Consider the following 21140-nt stretch of genomic DNA (forward strand, 5'->3'; position numbering starts at 1 on the left):
GGGCATGCCCGCGCCCACAGGGGAGGTGTGTAAACGCTTGGATCAGCGTTCACGCAGGGCCTCCTTGGCCCGGTTCAGCGGTTTGATCAGGTAATCAAGGATGGTTTTCTCGCCCGTTCGGATATCCACCGTGGCAATCATCCCTGGCACGATCGCAAAACGCTTGCCGGCCTTGTTCTGCAAGCTGTCCTGTTCGGTGCGGATGAACACGCGGTAGTAGTAGATTTCCGGTTTGACCTCGTCCTGCAGGGTATCCGGCGAGATGCCCACCACCTTGCCGTCCAGCCCGCCATAGACCGAGTAGTCATAGGCACTGATCTTGACCTTGGCCGCCTGGTCGGGGTGAATGAAGGCGATGTCCCGTGGCGCGATGCGGGTTTCGATCAGCAGGCGTTCGTCCATCGGCACGATCTTCATCACCTGGCCACCGGGCTGCACCACGCCACCCAGGGTGTTGACCTCGATGTCCTTCACGATGCCGCGCACCGGCGAGCGCAGGGTCAGGCGGGTGAGCGAGTCGCTGCGCCCGCGGATCACTTCCGACAGGGCGTCCGCTTCGGCGCTGGCCTTGGCCAGTTCTTCCCGGGCGCGCACCAGATAGTCCGAGCGTGCCTCGTTGGCCTTGAGTTCCAGCTCGGAACGCTGGCGGTTCAGGCGGATCACTTCAACCCGGCTGGAGGCACCCATCTTTGCCAGGTTCTCGGTGATCTTCAGCTCGCTGCGCACCAGCTGCAACGAGTCCTGAATACCCGTCAGGGTCTGTTCCAGGCCGCGGCGGCGGGTCTGGTACAACGCGGTTTCGGCATCGATCAGGTCAGGAGAGTCGCGCAGGCTCTCCGGGAAGGTCAGTGGCTTGCCGGTTACCTCTGCTTGCAGGCGGGCCTGACTGGCCCTGGCAGCGCGGTATTTGGCTTCGCTTTCACCAACACTGGAAGCCGTCTTGGTCGGGTCGAGCTGGGCCAGCACCTGGCCGCGCTCGACCAGGTCGCCTTCGGCCACGCTCATCTGCGCGACGATACCGCCCTCGAACGACTGGATGACCTGCTCTCGCGAACTTGGAATGACCTTGCCTGTGCCGGTGGATACCTCGGTCACCTCGAACCAGGCGGCCCAGGCCAGGAACGCCGCCAGCATCAGCGCGCAGAGGGTGATGATGCGGCCGGCGCGGAATACCGCCTGGTCGTCCTGCCCGTCCAGGTAGGAGGCCGGGAGTTCATGGTTGCTCATGCCTGGGCTCCTTGCAGTTTGGCCAGGGCGGCATCGCGCGCGTCATCGATGACGATGCGCCCGGCGTCCAGCACCAGGATGCGGTCGACCCGCTGCAGAACACTCAGTCGATGGGTTGCGATCACCAATGTACGGCCCTGACAGAAGCGCTCCAGGTTATCCAGCAGCTTGCGCTCGGTCATGTCGTCCAGCGACGCGGTCGGTTCGTCCAGCAGCAGCACCTGCGGCTGGCGTACCAGCAGGCGCGACAGCACCAGGGCTTGGCGCTGGCCGCCAGACAAGCCCACGCCCCCTTCGAGGATCAAGTGGTCCATGCCCTTGGGCAGGCGGCGGACGAAGTCCAGTGCGCCAGTGGCGGCCAGCGCGGCCACCAGTTCCTGGTCGCTGGCCTGGCCGGCGCCGAGGGTGAGGTTTTCCCGCAGGGTGCCGTGGAACAGCCTCGCGTACTGCGGCAGCAGGCCGACGTCACGGCGCAGGTCAGCAGGGTCAAGGTGGGCCATGGCGATGCCGTCCAGGCTGATCTCGCCCTGCACCAGGTCCATGGCCCCACCCAGCGCCTGCAGCAATGTTGATTTGCCGGCGCCGTTGCGGCCCAGCACGGCAATGCGCTCGCCCGGCTGGATGTCCAGCCGGCCAATGTTCAGCACTGGCGGGTAGTCTTCGCTGTAGCGGAAGTTGGCCTGGCGCAGGCGGTACTCGCCGTGAATGGCCGGCAGGTGCACGCGGGCTTCGCCTTCGGGGTGGTCGACCGGCGACTGCATCAGCTTGTCCAGGCCTTGCAGCGCGACCTTGGCCTGCTGCCAGCGGGTCAGCACATGGGTCAGCTGGGCCAGCGGCGCCATCATCCGCGATGAAAGCATGGATGCCGCCACCAGGCTACCCGTGGTGAGGTCGCCGGCGATGACCATGGGGGCGCCGATCACGATGACCACGGCAAACACGGCACCCTGCACGTTCTGCGTCCAGGTCACCAGGCCGTTGGTGAGGGTGCGCAGGCGCAGGTTGGTGTGCGCGCAGGCCGCGTTGTACTGGTTCCACTGTCGTTCGAAGCGTGCCTCTGCCTGCAGTGCCTTGATCTCGTCCAGGCCCTGGATACTTTCCACCAGCATGGCGTTGCGCAGTGCCGACTCACGCATCGAGGCATTGGCCAACCGTGCCAGGCGCCGTTGTGCAAGCAACCCGGGTAACACCATGGCCAGCAGCGCGACCAGCGGGATGAACACCAGTACGCCGCCGATCAGCCAGAACACGAACAGGAACAGCAGGAAGAACGGCAGGTCGGCCAGTACCGTGGCGGTGCTGGACGTGATCAGGTCGCGGATCGACTCCAGCTCGCGCAACTGCGAGATGAATGAGCCGGTGGACTTCGGCCGCACCGAGTTGCGCAGGCGCAGGGCATGGCCGTAGACCAGGTCGCTCACCCGCAGGTCGGCGCGCTTGCCGAGCAGGTCGGTCACCTTTAGCCGCAGCAGGCGCATGCTGAAGTCGAACACCAGTGCCAACACCACACCGCCGAACAGGACGTAGAGGGTGGGCAGGGATTCAGCCGGTATCACTCGGTCGTACACCTGCATCGAGAACAGCACGCCGGCAAGCGCCAGCACGTTGGCCACCAGTGACGCGACCATCACCTGCCCATAGGGACGCAGGTCGCGCAGTACGATGCGGGCGAACCAGTGGCGGTCGTAAGGCGCGGTGTAGTCGTCGGTGCGCACATCGCGCAGTGGCCGGGCCGGGCGCAGCAGGGCCACGCGGTTGATACGGCCTTTCAGGGTGTTGCGGGGCAGGCGCGAAGTCAGGCCCTGGTCACCGGCGAACACCACTGCCAGGTCGTCCTCTTCGGTCACCGACTCGACCACCGCCAGCTGCCCATCGTCCAGCTCCAGCACCAGCGGCGTGCGCCATTGCCGCAGGCCCTTGGCATCGAAGTGCACGAAGCGCAATGCCAGCCCCGCCTGACGTGCCATGTGTCGGAGGATTTCATTCAACGGGCGGGCATCCTCCGCAGCGGCCAGGCGAATACGCTGGGGTGATACGTCCAGGCGGTAGTGGTGTGCCACCTGCAACATCACCTCAAGCCAGGGGCCAAGGTCTGGCCGGTGGGCGGCGGCCTGCTCCGGCGCAGGCGCCTGGTTGGGCAGGGTCACATCGATCGAATCACTCATGGCTGGATCTCCACACCTTGCAGGTTGCGCCCCTCAAGGCCAAAGGCCGTGCGCAGGGCGCCGGTGTTGTACAGGCAGTCGACATCCAGGCGCAGCAGATCGGAGCGGGTGCCGGCAAGTTCGAAGCGTGACTGGTAGATCTCCTGCTCGGCGTTGAGCAGGTCGAGCAGTGGCCGTGTGCCCAGGTCCAGGTACTGACGCCCGTAGAGCATGCGTGCCTCCTGAATGCTGACCTGGCGGGCTTCCAGCGAGGTCAGCCTGCGGCCCAGCCCGGAGGTTTGCGCCTTGGCCTCGGCCAGGCCCCGACGCGCTTGCAGGCGTGCGGCGTCTTCGGCGGAATCGGCGGCGGTCAGCGCGTGGCCGGCAGCGCGGGTGCGGGCGCTGATGGAGCCCCCTTGGTAGATGGGAACTTCGACGTTCAGGTAGATGCCCGCCTGGGTGCGGTCCAGCCGTGCGTTATCGCGGTTGTAGTCGTCGTCCAGGTAATGATTGACCTGCGGTTGCAACGACAGGGTAGGGTAGGCCTCCGCCTTGGCCTGGGCCAGCTCGGCCTGGCCCTGTGCGCGCTGGGCCAGGGCCATCAGCACGGCAGGCAGGCGGTCATCACCCTGTGCAGGGCGCTTGCAGGCCTGGTCCAGCTCGGCGGGTGAGCCCTCGGCCAGTGCCGGAGGGGTAACGCGGCCCATCAGCGCCGCCAGGGTCGAGCGCCAGCGCTCGTACTGCGACTGGTACTCCTCCAGGGTGGCACGGGCGCTTTCCACGCGGGACTCGGCCTGTACCACGTCGGAACGGGTGCTGGCGCCCATGTCGCTGCGCTGGCGCGCCATCCCGGCAATGTCGCCCACGCCGCGAATCTGGTCGCGGGCAATCGTCATCAGTTGCTCGTAGCGGCGGGTTTCGATCCAGGCATAGGCTGTGTCGCGGGCCAGATCGTCGACCACCAGCAGGATATTGGCCTGTGCCCGGGCGGCGGCAGCCTGGGCCGCGTTGACGGCGCTGTCGACCTTGCCGAAGTCATAGAGCATTTGTTTGAGCGACAGGTTCAGGGCCTGGCTATTGCGGTCGCCGCCATAGCCGGTGTCATAACCGGTGCGGATACCGCCGGAAATCTGTGGGTAATACCCCGCACGGGCGACGTTGATGCCTTCGCCCTGCTTGTAAAGGTTGCCGATGGCCTCTGCGATGCTCGGGTGCCATTGCGCTGCCTGCAGCACTGCGTCGGTAAGGCTCAGCCGTTCGCCACTAGCGACCGGGGCCATGCCGATGGGAGGGCGGGCGGGCACCGCTTCGGGCGCATCGCGTAGCAACGACGGCCCGATCTGGCGCAGGTGGGGGTCTATATCATCGGCTGCCTGGGCAACCGGGTGGAAGTTCAGGGCCAGGAGCCCGAAGGCTCCCAGCAACAGCGGTGACAGCGGACTGCTTCGCTTCACATAGTTCCCTTACTGCTGGTCGTCCATGCCGCCGGGCATTCACCCGGCGGGTTTGCAGCGGCCTCAAACCACATGGATACCGTTTTGTACCCACAGGTGATGGCTTGGATCCTCCTGGGCCGTGTACTGGTTATAGTCGATGCCGTCGGCAGTTTGGTTCCCGACCAGCGTCCAGTTGTCCGTCATGTGAACCGAGTCTTTGTCGTCCCCCTTGATGATCAGTGTGTCGGTAGCGGTTTCGGTGATGGCCACCACATCCGCCAGGTTGAGGGTGAGCGCCACCGAACTGGTGTCGTTGAGGTCGAGGATTTCGATGTCGTGTACGCGCCCGGCCAGGTTGCCCAGGTCGATGCTGGCATCACCGCCGCCCCAAAGCAGGGTGTCGGTTCCTGCGCCACCGTCGACGCTGGCGAAGTTCTGGTCGACCACCACCAGCGTGTCGTCACCCGCACCACCCTGCAAGGTGATGTGGCCACCCTGGCTGCCATCGAGCTGGTCGTTACCGTCGGTGCCGGCGATCACATCGGAGGCCGCTGCCTGGCTGGCGAGTGCCTCTGATTCGTCGCCGGTATCGGCCAGCAGCGATGTGGTCGTGGTGAGGCCGGCAGCATCGTCCACGTTGATGGTCAGGGTTGCGGTGTCGGTGGTGCCGTTCGGGTGGCTTAGCTCGTAGGTGAAGGTGTCTTGCTGGCCGACCACCGCCGAGGTGAGCCCCGCGTTGAGGGTGTAGGTGTAGCTGCCGTCGGCATGCACCAGCAACGTGCCGTAGGTGCCGGCCACGCTCACCCCGTTGTAGCCTGGGATGGTGTAGGTATTGGCCGCTGTCAGCACGCTCAGCACGGTCAAGGCCGAACCAATGTTGTCGTCAGTCAGCAGGTTGCCGGTGGCTGCTGTCGCGCCACTGACCACGAACTCGGTCAGGTACGTTGTGGTGGTGTTCAGGCTGGTGGTGATGGAGCTGAGCAAGCCAATGCCGCCGGCGGTGACACGGACTTGGTAGGTACCGGCGCCCTGGTTCTCGAAGGTATACCCGGCGCCACCCCCCAGCACGCTGATCAGCGAACCACCCGGTACCGACTGCACCAGAACGTACTGGCCGGTGGCCGGGTTGAGCTTGAGCAGCTCGATGGTGGTGCCGTTGAGCAGGCTCAACAGGTTGGCGGAGTTGACCACCACCTGCAGGTCGGCCGTGGTGTCGGCGGCAACCGTGGTGGTGTAGGTGGCCTGACGGGTACCGATCAGTGGCAGGTTCAGCGAGCCCAGCGTACTGCTGCTGGTGTCCACGCGGTTGTCCAGGGTGACCTGGCTGCTACCAACGTCGTTGACTGCGTCGACCACCGTGGCCGGTGCACCGTAGTTGCTGTCGCTCCAGATTTCCGTGGCTTGCGGGCTGTCGATGCGCACGTACAGGTTGGCGGTATCGGACAGGCCGTTCGGGTGCACCAACTGGTAGCTGAACACATCCACCTTGCCCACACTGTTCGGGCTGCCGTTGGGCGTGTAGGTGTAGCTGCCGTCCGCACTGATCACCAGGGTGCCGTACTGGCCCTGAACCGTCGTGGCGGTCCCGGCCGAGACGTAGCTGCCGTCTTTCAGCACTTGCAACACGGCGGCGCTGTCCGGGCCACGTGCATCCACCGCGCCATCGGTGCCCACGTCGGTAATGACGTTGCCGGAGGTGGCAATGCCGGTGCCGGTGAATTGGGTCAGGCTGGTGGAGACGATGTCCAGCGTGGTGCTCACTTCGGTGATCAGGCCGATGCCGCCACTGCCCACGGTCAGTCGGTAATCACCGGCTTGCAGCACGCCGATGTCCACCTGCAAGCCGATTGGCAGCACGATCAGGTCGAGCAGGCCTTGGGTGTTGCCGGTGGCGATGGTCACCCAGGCGCCGCTGGCGTCTTTCACCTGCAGGGTGAAGCTGGTGTTGTTGAGCAGTGCCAGCACGCTGTTGGTGGTCAGTGTGAGGGTAGGGTCGGCCGTGGTGCCTGCTGCCACCGTCCAGGTGTAGGTCTTGGAGAACCCCGACAGCAGCGTGGTGAAGCTGTCGGTGTAGGTCTCCGTGGCGCTGACCGCTGCCAGGTTGACCGTGGCCGTGGCCAGGTTGTCGCTGGCGATGACCGGTGCGTTGGCATCGACATCCGGTGCCGTGACGTTGACGTTACCCGACACGTTGCCGCGCGGGTCGCTGAGGGTCACAGACAGGATCTGGCCGTTGTCCTGAGGCGGGCTCAGGGTCACGGTGAAGGTGCCGTCCGCCTGCACCGTTGCGGTTTGCAGCACGGTACCGCCGGCGCTGCGTACGGTTACGGTGGCACCCACTTCTCCCGTACCGGTGAGGGTACTGCCGTCGGCACTGAACAGCAGGTTGCCGGCAGCCGCAGGCGAGGTCAGGTCCGGTGCGGTCAGCGCAGTGCCTGTGGACACGTTACCGGCGCTGTCGGTGAGGGTGACGCTGAGCGCCTGGTTGTCGATCTGCGCCGCAGTCAGGCTGACCACGAACAGGCCGTTGCTACCCACCGTTGCGGTACCCAGTACGGTACCGGCGCTGTTGCGCACGGTGACCGTGCTGCCGATCTGGCCAGAACCACTGACCGAGGTGCCGTTGGCGTTGATGGTGGCCAGCGGGGCGGCTGGCGGGGTGGTGTCCGGCGCAGTCAGGCTGGTGCTGGCGGACAAGTTGCCGGCAGCATCGGCCTGGCGTACCACCAGCAGTTGCCCGTCGTTCTGTGGCGAGGTCAAGGTAATGCTGAAGGTGCCGTTGGCTTGCACCACACCCGTACCGACCTGGCCGTTCGGGCCTTGGACGGTAATGGTAGCGCCCGCTTCACCGCTACCGGTAAGCACGGTGCCCGCGCCATCGATGGCGACGTTGGTGGGGGCTGCAGGTGGCTGCAGGTCTGCGGCAGTGTAGCTCGTGCTGCCGGACACATTGCCTGCAGCGTCAGCCTGGCTCACGCCCAGGACCTGGCCGTTGAGCTGCGCGGCGTTCAGGTTGACGGTGAACACGCCACCGCCATTCACCACCGCCGTGCCGAGCACATTGTCGCTGGCATCACGCACTGTCACCGTTGCACCGGCTTCACCCGTGCCGCTCAGCACCAGGCCATTGACAGAGAGGCTGGTCACCACCGGGTTGGCCGGTGGCGTGATGTCAGCCGCTTGCAGGAAGGTCGGCTGCGATTCGCCGCCGACCAGTGCCACCGCTGTCACCGAAATGTGCTCGCCGTTGAGCTGGGCTGCGTCCAGTGTCAGAGTGAAGGTGCCGCTCAGGTTTGTGCTGCCTGTACCGATCAGGTTGCCTGCGGCATCGTACACGCGAATGTCCACACCGCTTGGTGCACTGCCTGTCAGGGTCAGGCCGTCGCTGCCCAAGGTCACGTCGGTTGGCGGCACGGGTGGTGCGATCAACGGTGTGAGGTAGGTCGCGACCGCAGACGTATTGATGCCGTCGGACTGTGTCACTTCCAGGGTGGCGAGCGAGCCCACCGCTGGCACCAGTGTTATCTGGAAGTTGCCAGCGCCATCCACCACGCCGGTACCGATCACGTCTCCGTCGAAGCTGACGGTGACCGTGGCATTGGCTTCGCCCTTGCCGGTCAGCACGTTGAAGGTGTTGTTGATCGCCAGGTTGGTCACCAGGTCGGGTGGCGAGGTGTCGTTGGTCTGGTAAGGGACAGCCACCGAAGCGTTGCCAGCATCATCGGTGGACACCACCGTCAGCAACTGGCCGTTGTTCTGTGCCGGGCTGATCGGCACAGTGAACTGGCCGTTCGCATCCACTTCCACCGTGCCCACGATGTTGTTGTCCGGGCCGCGTACCGTGATGGTGCTGCCGGCTTCGGCCGTCCCCGTCATCGACGTACCGGCTGCGTTGAGCAGCAGGTCGGTCGGCTGCACCGGTGGCGTCAGGTCTGGCGCAGTCACTGCCAGCGGTACCGACGGGTTGCCAGTGGCGTCCTGGGCGATGAGGGTCAGCGTTTCGCCGTTGATTTGCGGGAGGTTCAGGTCAAGGACGAAGGTGCCGTCCGGTTCCACCGTTACCTGGCCCAGCAGGTCGCCGTTGTTGTTGACCACAGTGACGCGGGTGCCGGCTTCGGCAGAACCGGTCACCTGAGTACCGCTGTCGTTGATGGTGGCGACCACGGTGGCCGGTGGTGTGGTGTCCACGGCCGTGACCGAACTGATTGGCGAGATGTTGCCGGTTGCATCGGTCAGGGTAACCTGCAGCACCTGGCCATCGAGCTGTGCTGCATCCAGCTCGACGATGAACCTCCCGTTGGCGCCTACTGTGCCGGTACCGACCTGCGTGGTACCGACGTACACGCGCACGGTGGCGCCCACTTCGCCGACACCGCCCAGCTCGTCACCTGCCGCATTGAGCCGCAGCTCGGTTGCTGCCGCTGGCGGCGTGAGGTCCGGCGCTTGCACGTTCACCGGCAGGCTGACGTTGCCGGGTGGATCGGCCTGCAGTACCGACAGTGTCTGGTTGTTGATTTGTGCGGGTGACAGTTCGACGCTGAAGCTGCCATCAGCCAGTACGATACCCGTGCCCAGTACGGTACCGGCCGCGTTACTGACGATTACTGTGGCGCCGGCCTCGCCCAGGCCGCTGACCACGCTGCCGTCGGCGTTGATCACCACTTGGGTGAGTGGGTCGGGCGGGGTGAAGTCCGGGGTTTGCAGGGTTGCCACTGCCGACACGTTGCCGGCCGCATCGGCCTGGGTGAAGCTGAGTAGCTCGGCGTTGCCCAGCGCCGGGTTCAGCGTGATGGTGAAGTGGCCACTGGCATCGACCGTGGCGCTGCCGATTTCCTCGCCTGCCGGGTTGGTCACGGTCACCAGCGCGCCCACTTCGCCGCGGCCGGTGAGGGTGACACCATCACCGGAAACGGCCAGTTCGCCGGGTGCCGATGGCGGTGTGGTATCGGGTGCGGTGATAGCGCTTGCGGCAGACTGGTTGCCAGCCGCATCGGCCAGCACCACTTGCACCTGTTGGCCGTTGGCCTGCGGCGATGCGAGGTTGACCTGGAAGGTACCGTCGGCGCGCACCGTTGCACTGCCCAGCACCGAACCATCGGCGGCGAGCACACGCACGGCGGCACCCGCTTCGCCGGTACCGTTCAGCAAGCTGCCACCCCCGGCGAAGGCCAGGTTGCCGGCAGCATCCGGCGCGACGCGGTCAGGGGCTGTCAGGCTGACGCTGTTGGACTCGTTGCCGGCCACATCGGACTGGCTGGCGCTGAGCTGTTCGCCGTTGATTTGAGCGACGCTCAGGTCGACGTTGAAGTCGCCATTGGCATCGACCACGGCAGTGCCCAGTTCGATACCGCCTTCGCCAAGCACGGTAACGGTGGCACCTGCTTCACCGCGGCCACTGAGTACCAGGCCGTCGTTGGACAACACCAGGTTGGTCAGTGGTTGCGGTGCCGTGGTGTCCGGTGCCTGTAGGGTAGCGGGCAGCGATACGGTGCCATCGGGGCCCGTTGCGCTGACCTGCAACACTTCGCCATTGGCCTGTGCACTGCCGAGATTGACAGTGAACGTGCCGTCGTTGGTGACCGGGCTGCTGCCCAGCAATACGCCGTTGGGGCCGTACACCTTGATTGTGCTGCCCGCCTCGGCGGTGCCGCTCACCGACAGGCCGTCGGCGGCCAGTATCAGGTTGTCCGGCGTGGCCGGTGCCAGCGCGCCCGGCGCCGTCACGTTTTGCGCAGGGGAGACATTTTGTGCGGCATCGGCCTGGACCACGCTCAGGCTTTCACCCGTGATCGCTGCCGGCGACAGGGATACGCTGAAGTGACCGTCGGCGGCCACTGTAGCGTTGCCCAGCACGGTACCGTCCGGTGCTCGTACGGTCACGGTTGCGCCTGCTTCGCCATCGCCTGTCAGGGTGGCGCCATTGGCGGAGACAGCCAGGTTGGTCACGGCGGCCGGCGGCGTGGTGTCGGCTGCGGTGTAAGGTGCGGCCGGCGACACGTTGCCGGCTGCGTCGGTGGCGGTCACCTGCAGCGTCTGGCCATTGGTCTGGGCACTGTTCAAGGTGACCTGGAAGGTGCCGTTGCTGCCGGCTACCGCTGTGCCCAGCACGTTGCCGCTGGCATCGCGCACGGTCACGGTGCTGCCGGCTTCGGCGTTACCGGTCAGTTGCAGCCCGGTACCGGACAGCACGAGTGCTGTCGGTGCCGCAGGCGGGGTGAAGTCCGGCGCGGTGACCGCCACGGCGGTGGAGGTGTTGTTGCCCGCGTCGGTCTGCGTAACGCTCAGGAGCTGGGCGTTGAGCTGGGCGCTGTTCAGGGTGAGGGTAAAGCTGCCATTGGCCGCCACCAGGCCGGTGCCGATGATGGTCCCGTCCGGGCCGTGAACGGTGACCGTGGCACCGGCTTCGCCCAGGCCGGTCAGGGTCAGGCCGTTGTTGTTCAGCACCACGTTGGTCAGCGGTGCGGGTGGGGTCAGGTCCGGGGTTGTCACATTGATTGCCGGCGAGGTGTTGCTGGCGGCATCCACTTGCGTCACGCCGATGACCTGGCCGTTGGCTTGCGGCGTGTCGAAGGTCACCGTGAAGCGACCGTCGGCGCCCACCGTGGCGGTGCCGAGCAAGGCACCGGCGGCGTTGCGTACCTGTACCGTGGCGCCCGCTTCACCGCTGCCGGAAAGCTGCCGGCCGTCCTGGCTCAACACCGGATTACTGATGGCCGCTGGCGGCGTGTGGTCTGGCGTGGCCAGGCTGGCCGGGCCGGACACATTGCCTGCGGCATCACTGAGGGTGACCTGTAGCGGGCTACCGGTCACCTGCGCGCTGGGCAGGGTGATCTGGAACTGGCCGCTCTGGTTGACGGTGCCGGTGGCCAGGATGGCGCCGCTGGCGTCGCGCACGGTGACGCTGGCACCGGCTTCGCCCTGGCCGCTGAGCACGGTGGCTGCGCTGTTGAGGCTGAGGTTGCTGGCCGCCAGCGGTGCCTGCAGGTCAGGCGCTTGCAGGGTGGCCGCGAGCGAAACATTACCTGCAGCATCAGCCTGGGTGACCATCAGGTTTTGCCCATTGGCCACGGCCGGCGAGAAGCTGACGCTGAACAGGCCATTGCTGTCGACGGTTGCAGTCCCCAGCAAGGTGCCCTGTACGTCTGTCACGCGCACGGTTGCGCCCGCCTCGCCTTGGCCGGTCAGCGTACTGCCGGTGGCATTGAGGTTCACCTGTGTCGGCGCGTCCGGTGCCGTGGTGTCATTGGCCACGATAATGGCTGGCACCGAAGGCTGGCCGTCGACGGTAGCCTTGGCACTGACCTGCAAGACCTGGGCGTTGAGCTGGGCGTTCTGGAAGAACACACGGAAGGTGCCGTCGCTGCCGACCGTGGCGCTGCCCAGCGTGGTGCCACCGGAGGTTACGGTAATCAGCGAGCCGACCGTACCCTGGCCGGTCAGCAGGAAACCATCGGCGCTGATGGCAAGGGCCGAAGGCGTGGCCACTTCGGTACCGGTCGGGCCAACCACTGGTATTTCAGGCGATTCGTTGCCGGCAGGGTCGATCACCACCACATCGACGGTTTCGCCTGATGCCAGCGGTGGGTCGACCGGTATCACGAAGGTGCCGTCCGGCCCTGCGGTTACCGTGCCGCGCACGGTGTCATCCGGGTTGCGGACTTCCACTGTGCTGCCAGGCTCGGCTGTGCCGCCGACCGAGCTGCCGTCCGGGCTTACGGTAAGCCCGGTCGCCGGTTCTGGGATGGTCGTGTCCGGAGCGGTGACAGAGACCGGCGCCGAGTCGTTGCCGGCTGCGTCGGTCACTACCACGGTTACGGTCTGGCCGTTGTTCTGCGGTGTATCCAGCGGCACGCTGAAACTGCCATCCGGGTTGACCGCAACGGTGATCACATTGCCGGCCCCATCGCTCACGGTCACCGAACTGGCGCCAGGTGCGTTACCGGTCACAGCCGTGCCATCGCTGCTGACTGCAACGTCGGTGGGCAGTGCCGGTGGCGTGATGTCAGGCGCAAGGATCTGGCTGGGCTGCGAAATGTTGCCGGCCGCATCGGTCAGCGTCACATCCAGGGCCTGGCCGTCCAACTGGGCGGGCGATAGTGGGACCGTGAAGTTGCCGCCTGCTGGCACGACGACGGTGCCTACCAACGTGCCGTCGGCAAGCTTCACTTCCACCGTGGAGCCAGCTTCACCGGTACCCTGGATGGCACTGCCGCCCGGGGTGATCGTGAGGCCGGCAGGCGCAGCTGGCGCGGTGCTGTCGTCAGCGGTGAACGTGGCCGACGGCGAGGCATTGCCGCCGCCATCGATCAGCACCACCGACAGCACTTCACCGTTGGTCTGGGCCGGGGAGAGTGCCACTTCGAACGTCCCGTCTGCATTCACCGGGCTGGTGCCTAGCAGGTTGCCCGCAGCATCGCGTACCTCTACGGTGCTGCCTGCCTCGCCCTGCCCGCTGAGCAGTGTGCCGGCAGGATCAAGGCCCAGCCCTTGCGCCGGCAGCGGTGCCTCGAAGTCAGGTGCGATCACAGTGCCAGCGGGCGAGCCGTTGCCGCTATTGTCCGCCTGAGTGACAGACAGCGTCTGGCCATTGAGCTGTGGCGGGTCGATGGCCACCTGGAAGGTGCCATCGGGCTGGACCGTTGCGGTGCCCAGTACTGTGCCGCCAGTGCCGGTCACGGTCACCTGCGCACCCGGCTCACCGCTGCCGCTCAGGCTGCTGCCGTCGCCGGCCAGGACCAGCCCGGTGGGGCTATCGGGTGCCTGGGTATCCGGTGCCGACAAATCGACCGCCGCCGACAGGTTGCCGGCAGCGTCGCGTTGCTCCACGGTCAGTGCCTGGCCGTTGGTTTGCGGCTCGTCGAGGGTAATTTCGAAAGCGCCACCCGCGCCGACCACGGTGCTGCCCAGCACGCTGCCATCCGGCCCGCGCACGGTTACGGTGGCGCCCGGTTCGCCGTTGCCGGTGATCGTGGTACCGGTGCCGTCGATGGCCGGGTTGGTGACCACTTGCGGCGGGGTAGAGTCGGGGGCAGTGAAGTCCACGGGCCCTGCGCTGTTGCCCAGGTAGTCGGTCGCTTCGACGGTCAGGCTTTCGCCATTGCGCTGTGGCGCGTTGAGGGTGACGTCGAAACGGCCGTCGCCGCCCACGGTGGCAGTGCCCAGCACAGTGCCGTCGGCGTCACGCACGGTGACGATGGAGCCGCTTTGACCCTGGCCGGTAAGGTGGATGCCAGCGGTATCGATGGCCAGCCCGGAGGGTTGCAGCGGGCCGTCGGTATCTGGCGCCACGATGGTGGCGGTCGAGGTGTTGCCAGCGGGGTCGCGCAGGACCACGTCCAGTTCCTGGCCGTCGGTCTGCGCTGGGTTCAGGACCACGCTGATCACACCGTCGGCACCGACCTGGGCGTTGCCCAGCACAGTCCCGCCGGCGCTGATGACCTGCACGGTGGTGCCCGGTTCGCCGCGACCGGTGAGCAGGCTGCCATCGGCACTCAGTTGCAGTTCGCTGGCTTCATTGGGCGGGGTGATATCGGGGGCGGTGATCTGGGTAGGCAGCGAACTGTTGCCAGCGCCGTCAACCGCCACGACATCCAGGGTCTCGCCGTTGGCCTGGGCCGGGGTCAGGCCGACGGTGAAGCTGCCATCCGGACCGGCCTGGGCGCTGCCCAGGACATTGCCCTGTGCGTCACGCACTTCCACCTGCGTATCTGCCGGTGCGGTACCGGAAACGCTGGATCCGTCACCGGCCACCACCACGTCGCTCGGGCTTTCGGGCAGCGGTGTATCGGCAACGGTCACGCTGACCCCTGCCGAGGTATTGCCGGCGGCATCGGTCTGCACCAGCACGAGGTTCTCACCTGCGGCCAGCGGTGCCTCCAGGTCAATCACGAAGGTGCCATTTGGCGCCACGGTGCCAGTACCGATGACTGCGCCCTGGGCATCACGCACTTCCACTGTGGCACCGGGCTCGCCACGGCCAGACACGGCCAGGCTGCCATCGCTTGCCACCACGTCGGCGACGATCGCTGGCGCGGTGATGTCCGGGGCCACGTAGCTCAGCGGCACCGAAGTGTTGCCTGCCGCATCGGTCACGGTGATGGACAGGGTCTCGCCATTGGCCTGTGGCGGGTCGAGGGTCAGGCTGAAACTGCCATCCGGCTCGGCAATGGCGCTGCCGATCAGGTTGCCCGAGGCATCTTTGACCTCTACTCGTGCGCCCCCTTCTGCAGTACCGGCCAGGCTGTCGCCATTGCTCAGCACCAGGTCGGTTGGTTGCAGCGGTGCTACCTGGTCGGGCGCCGTCAGCGGGCTAGGTGTAGAGACGTTGCCGGCGGCGTCGGTCAGGGTCACTTGCAGGGACGAGCCATCCACCACCGGGGTTGGCAGTTGCACATTGAAGCTGCCATCGGGCTGAACGGTGCCGCTCACCAGCACTTGCCCCTGATCGTTGCGCACCTCCACGGTGGCACCCGCTTCGCCTCGCCCGGAGACTGTGCGGCCATCGTTACTGATGGCCAGCTCGGTAGCGGGTTCCGGCGGTGTGGTGTCACCCCCATTGTCCACGATCGGTGCGGTGACGCTGCCGGCCGTGGAGGTGTTGCCTGCGACATCGGTGGCCGTCACCTGCAACTGCTCGCCTGCCACTTGTGGCGGGGTGAGGCCGATGCTGAAGGCGCCGCTGGCCCCCACCACGACACTGCCCAGTACAGTGGTGCCGTCGGCGGCCAGCACGCGGACGGTGCTGCCTGCTTCGGCGCGGCCGCTGACAACGGTACCGTCGCCACTGATTGCCAGATCGCTTGGCGCCGCAGGCGCGGTGATGTCTGGTGCGGCGACCTGCACCGGCAACGACGAGGTGCCGTTGTTGTCGATCGCCACAACGTCCAGCAACTCGCCATTGGCCTGGGCCGGTGTAAGCACCACGGTGAAGGTGCCCTCGGCACCCACCACGATGCTACCGACCAGCGTGCCGTTGGCATCATGCACTTCCACGCGGCTACCAGCAGGAGCAGAACCGCTGATGCTGCTGCCATCGGCGGCGACGACCAGTTCGCTCGGGCTGGTCGGGGTGACCACCAGTGGCACGTCGTAGGTCAGCGCTTCAGAGGCGTTGCCGCTCTGGTCGGTCTGTACCAGGCTCAGGCGTTCACCCGGCAGTGCAGCCGGATCGAGGTCTATCAGGAAAGTACCGTTCGCGGTCACTGTGCCGGTGCCGATCAGCGTGCCATTGGCATCGCGCACCTCGACGGTAGCACCGGCTTCGCCGCGACCGCCCAAGGTCAGGCCGTCGGCGCCGACGACAATGTTGCTGACTACGGCAGGCACGGTGATGTCCGGAGCCTCGAACTGCAGGGGTGAAGAGACATTGCCGGCGGCATCGATCAGACGGATATCGAGGATTTCGCCATTGGCCTGGGCCGGCGACAGGGTGATGCTGAAACTGCCGGTTTCAGTGACCAGGCCAGTGCCGAGCAAGTTGCCCAAGGCATCGCGTACCTGCACGGTCGCGCCTGGCTCGCCGTTGCCGCTCAGGGTCACGCCGTCGGCCAAGGCTACACCGGTCGGTTGAGCCGGGGCCTGCAAGTCCGGGGTAACCACCGACGCCGGGGCAGAAGCATTGCCGCTGGCATCGGTCAGCACCACTTGCAGGTTACTGCCATCTTTCACCGGTGGGTCGAGGGTGATCTGGAAGGTGCCGTCCGGGTTGACCGAGCCGTTGGCCAGTACATTGCCCTGGGCATCGCGCACCTGCACGCTGGCCCCGGCTTCGCCGCGGCCATTGAGCTGGGCGCCGGCCAGGCCGACTACCAGGTTGGTTGCGGCATCCGGCGGTGTGGTGTCGCCACCGTCGATGTCCGGCGCGGTGATGTCGCCGGCCGTGGAGATGTTGCCAGCGGCGTCGGTGGCGGTGACTTGCAGTACCTCGCCGTTTACCTGTGGCGGGTCGAGGGTGATGCTGAAACTGCCAGTGGCGTCGACCACCACACTACCCAGCACGGTGGTGCCATCGGCGGCCACCACACGCACGGTGCTGCCCACTTCGGCGCGGCCGGTGACCTCGCTGCCGTTGGCACTGATCGCCAGCTCGCTTGGGGTGACCGGTGGGGTGATATCCGGTGCGGTGACCTGCGCGGGTAGCGAAGTAGCACCGCTGCCGTCGATAGCCACCACGTCCAGCAGTTCGCCATTGGCCTGGGCCGGGTTGAGGATGACGGTGAAGGTGCCATCGGCACCTACCACCACACTGCCGACCAGTGTGCCGTTGGCATCGTGTACTTCCACACGGCTGCCCGTCGGGGCTGTACCGGTGATGCTGGCGCCGTTCGCAGCCACCACCAGGTCGCTGGGGCTGGCGGGCGCGGTGGTTACCGGAACTTCATATTGCAGGACCTCGGAGGCGTTGCCGCTCGCATCGGTTTGCACCAGGCTCAACTCAGCACCCGGTTGGGCAGCCGGGTCCAGGTCGACCACGAAGGTGCCGTTGGCGCCGACGGTGCCGGTACCGATGACAATGCCGTTGGCATCACGTACCTGTACGGTAGCACCCGCTTCGCCACGGCCACTGAGCACTAGGCCATCGGCGCCGACCACGATGTTGCTGACAGTAGCTGGCGGCGTGATGTCCGGTGCAGTGAACGCTAGCGGCGTCGAACTGTTGCCGGCGGTGTCCACCACGCGAATGTCCAGGGCCTCACCATTGGCCTGGGCGGGGAACAGCGTGACGCTGAAGGTGCCGTCTTCGTTGACCAGCCCAGTGCCGATCAGGCTGCCGGTGGCATTACGCACTTGTACGGTGGCACCGGGCTCGCCGCGGCCGGTGAAGGTCACACCATCGACCAAGGCCAGCTCGGTTGGCTGCGCTGGGGCCAGCAGGTCTGGCGCGGCGACCGAACCGGGTTGCGAGACATTGCCGGCAGCGTCGGTCAGGGTTACTTGCAGGGTACTGCCATCGGTGATGGCCGGGTTCAAGGTGATGGCGAAGGTACCATCCGGATTGACCGTGCCCGTGGCAATTACGGTGCCTGCGTCATCGCGCACCTGAACGCTGGTACCGGCTTCGCCACGACCGCTGAGCTGGCTGCCGGCAGCGCCGATCACCAGATTGGTCGGGGCCTCCGGTGGCGTTGTGTCGCCGCCGTCGATGTCCGGCGCGGTAACGTTATTGGCGGTGGAGGCGTTGCCTGCCGCATCGGTGGCCGTCACTTGCAGCACTTCGCCGTCTACCTGTGGCGGGTCGAGGGTGATGCTGAAGCTGCCGGTAGCGCCAACTACCACGCTACCCAGCACAGTGGTGCCGTCGGCGGCCAGCACGCGTACGGTGCTGCCCGGTTCGGCGCGGCCGGTGACCACGCTGCCGTCGGCATTGATCACCAACTCGGTCGGTGCGGCAGGGGCGGTGATGTCGGGCGCGGTGATCTGTGCGGGCAGCGAGGAAACGCCGCCGTCATCGATGGCGACCACGTCCAGCAGCTCGCCGTTGGCCTGGGCCGGGTCGAAGGTGACGGTGAAGCTGCCGTCGAGGCCCGCCACCACACTGCCAATCAGTGTGCCGTTGGCGTCATGCACTTCCACACGGGTGCCGGCCGTCGCGGTACCGCTGATGCTGCTGCCGTCTTCGGCGAACACCAGGTCGCTGGGGCTGGCAGGCGCAGTGGTGACCGGGACTTCGAATTGCACCGCCGAGGAAGCGTTGCCGCTTGGGTCGGTCTGTACCAGGCTCAATTGCTCGCCCGGCTGTGCGGCTGGGGCGAGGTCGATCAGGAAGGTGCCGTTGGCACCGACCACACCTGTGCCGATCACGGTGCCACTGGCATCGCGCACTTCGACAGTGGCACCCGGTTCGCCGCGACCGCTCAGGGCCAGGCCGTCAGCGCCAACTGTAATATTGGTTACTGCCTCAGGTGGGGTGATGTCCGGTGCATCGAATTGCAATGGGGCAGAGCTGTTACCGGCGGCATCCACCAGACGCACATCGAGTGCTTCACCATTGGCCTGGGCAGGCGACAGGGTGAGGCTGAACAGGCCGTCGGCCCCTACGACACCAGTACCGATGACAGTACCGCCGGCATCGCGCACCTGCACGGTAGCGCCGGGCTCGCCGCGACCGGTGAAGGTGACGCCATCGGCCAGGGCCAAGTCAGTCGGTTGCGTTGGCGGCAGCAAGTCGGCCGAGGTGACCGAGCCCGGTTGCGATACGTTGCCGGCGGCGTCGGTGAGGGTGACTTGCAAGGTGCTGCCGTCGTTCACGGCAGGGTCCAGGGTGATGGTGAAGGTGCCATCCTCGGCGACAGTGCCAGTCGCAAGGATGTTGCCGGCCGCGTCACGCACCTGCACGGTGGTGCCCACTTCGCCTCGACCACTGAGCTGGCTGCCGGCGAGGCCGATCACCAAGTTGGTCGGGGCTTCAGGCGGGGTGGTGTCGCCGCCATCGATGTCCGGGGCGGTGACCGAGCTGGTTGGCGATGTGTTGCCAGCGGCATCGGTCGCGGTGGCCTGTAGCACTTCGCCGTCAACTTGTGGCGGGTCGAGGGTGATGCTGAAGCTGCCGGTAGCGCCAACTACCACGCTACCCAGCACAGTGGTGCCGTCGGCGGCCAGCACGCGTACGGTGCTGCCCGGTTCGGCGCGGCCGGTGACCACGCTGCCGTCGGCATTGATCACCAGTTCGCTCGGTGCGGCAGGGGCGGTGATGTCGGGCGCGGTGATCTGTGCGGGCAGCGAGGAAACGCCGCCGTCATCGATGGCGACCACGTCCAGCAGTTCGCCGTTGGCTTGTGCGGGATTCAGTTCGATGCTGAAGCTGCCATCGGCGTTGGCAATGGCACTGCCAATCAACGTGCCGTTGGCATCATGCACTTCCACACGGCTGCCAGCAGGCGCGGTACCGGTGAGGGTGGTGCCATCAGCATCGGTGGCCAGATTGCTCGGGCTGTCGGGCGCGGTGGTCAATGGTACGTCGTACTCGGTAGCCACCGAAGCATTGCCGCTTGGGTCGGTCTGCACCAGGCTCAACTGCTCGCCCGGCTGTGTGGCTGGGGCGAGGTCGATCAGGAAGGTGCCGTTGGCACCGACCACACCCGTGCCGATCACGGTGCCACTGGCATCGCGCACTTCGACAGTGGCACCTGGCTCGCCGCGACCGCTCAGGGCTGTGCCACCTGGGCCGACCAGGATATCGGTGACCGCATCGGGCGGTGTGATGTCCGGCGCATCGAACTGCAGCGGCGCCGAGGCGTTGCCGGCGGCATCCACCAAGCGCACGTCGAGTGCTTCGCCGTTGGCTTGGGCAGGCGAGAGGGTGAGGCTGAACAGGCCGTCGGCACCGACGACACCAGTACCGATGACAGTACCGCCGGCATCGCGCACCTGCACGGTGGCGCCGGACTCGCCGCGACCGGTGAAGGTGACGCCATCGGCCAAGGCCAGGTCAGTCGGTTGCGCGGGCGGCAGCAGGTCAGCCGAGGTGACCGAGCCTGGTTGGGATACGTTGCCGGCGGCGTCGGTGAGGGTGACTTGCAAGGTGCTGCCGTCGTTCACGGCAGGGTCCAGGGTGATGGTGAAGGTGCCATCTGCAGCGACGGTGCCGGTCGCGAGGATGTTGCCTGCCGCGTCACGCACCTGCACGGTAGAGCCGGCTTCGCCTCGACCGCTGAGCTGGCTGCCGGCAGCGCCGATCACCAGATTGGTCGGGGCCTCCGGTGGCGTTGTGTCGCCGCCGTCGATGTCCGGCGCGGTAAGGTTATTGGCGGTGGAGGCGTTGCCTGCCGCATCGGTGGCCGTCACTTGCAGCACTTCGCCGTCTACCTGTGGCGGGTCGAGGGTGATGCTGAAGCTGCCGGTAGCGCCAACTACCACGCTACCCAGCACAGTGGTGCCGTCGGCGGCCAGCACGCGTACGGTGCTGCCCGGTTCGGCACGGCCGGTGACCACGCTGCCGTCGGCATTGATCACCAGTTCGCTCGGTGCGGCAGGGGCGGTGATGTCGGGCGCGGTGATCTGTGCGGGCAGCGAGGAAACGCCGCCGTCATCGATGGCGACCACGTCCAGCAGCTCGCCGTTGGCCTGAGGCGGGTCGAGGGTGACGGTGAAGCTGCCGTCGGGGCCTGCCACCACACTGCCAATCAGCGTGCCGTTGGCATCATGCACTTCCACACGGCTGCCAGCAGGCGCGGTACCGGTGAGGGTGGTGCCATCAGCATCGATGGCCAGATTGCTCGGGCTGTCGGGCGCGGTGGTCAATGGTACGTCGTACTCGGTAGCCACCGAAGCGTTGCCGCTTGGGTCGGTCTGCACCAGGCTCAACTGCTCGCCTGGCTGAGCGGCCGGATCCAGA

Annotated in this window: 4 protein-coding genes; all 4 read right to left on the bottom strand. The window is 66.5% G+C overall.

The annotated features are described in order from the left end of the window. Positions 1 to 42: 42 nt before the first annotated feature. A complete protein-coding gene (locus tag ACF8FG_RS25765) occupies positions 43 to 1227 on the bottom strand; it encodes an HlyD family type I secretion periplasmic adaptor subunit (RefSeq protein WP_318075622.1) in 1185 nt (394 codons plus the stop codon). Further along, positions 1224 to 3392, bottom strand: coding sequence for a type I secretion system permease/ATPase (locus tag ACF8FG_RS25770; RefSeq protein WP_318075623.1), 2169 nt, complete (start codon positions 3390 to 3392; stop codon positions 1224 to 1226). The genes ACF8FG_RS25765 and ACF8FG_RS25770 overlap by 4 nt, the downstream gene beginning before the upstream one ends. After that, positions 3389 to 4825 (bottom strand): TolC family outer membrane protein, encoded by a 1437-nt coding sequence (locus ACF8FG_RS25775; protein ID WP_010952041.1) that lies wholly within the window; start codon positions 4823 to 4825, stop codon positions 3389 to 3391. The genes ACF8FG_RS25770 and ACF8FG_RS25775 overlap by 4 nt, the downstream gene beginning before the upstream one ends. Positions 4826 to 4888: 63 nt before the next feature. Then, positions 4889 to 21140, bottom strand: a 16252-nt coding sequence (locus ACF8FG_RS25780; RefSeq protein WP_392519358.1) for a BapA/Bap/LapF family large adhesin, incomplete at its 5' end; no start/stop codon positions are given.

This window comes from Pseudomonas sp. YQ_6 (assembly GCF_043103245.1).
In the GTDB taxonomy this organism is placed as follows: Bacteria; Pseudomonadota; Gammaproteobacteria; order Pseudomonadales; family Pseudomonadaceae; genus Aquipseudomonas; species Aquipseudomonas alloputida.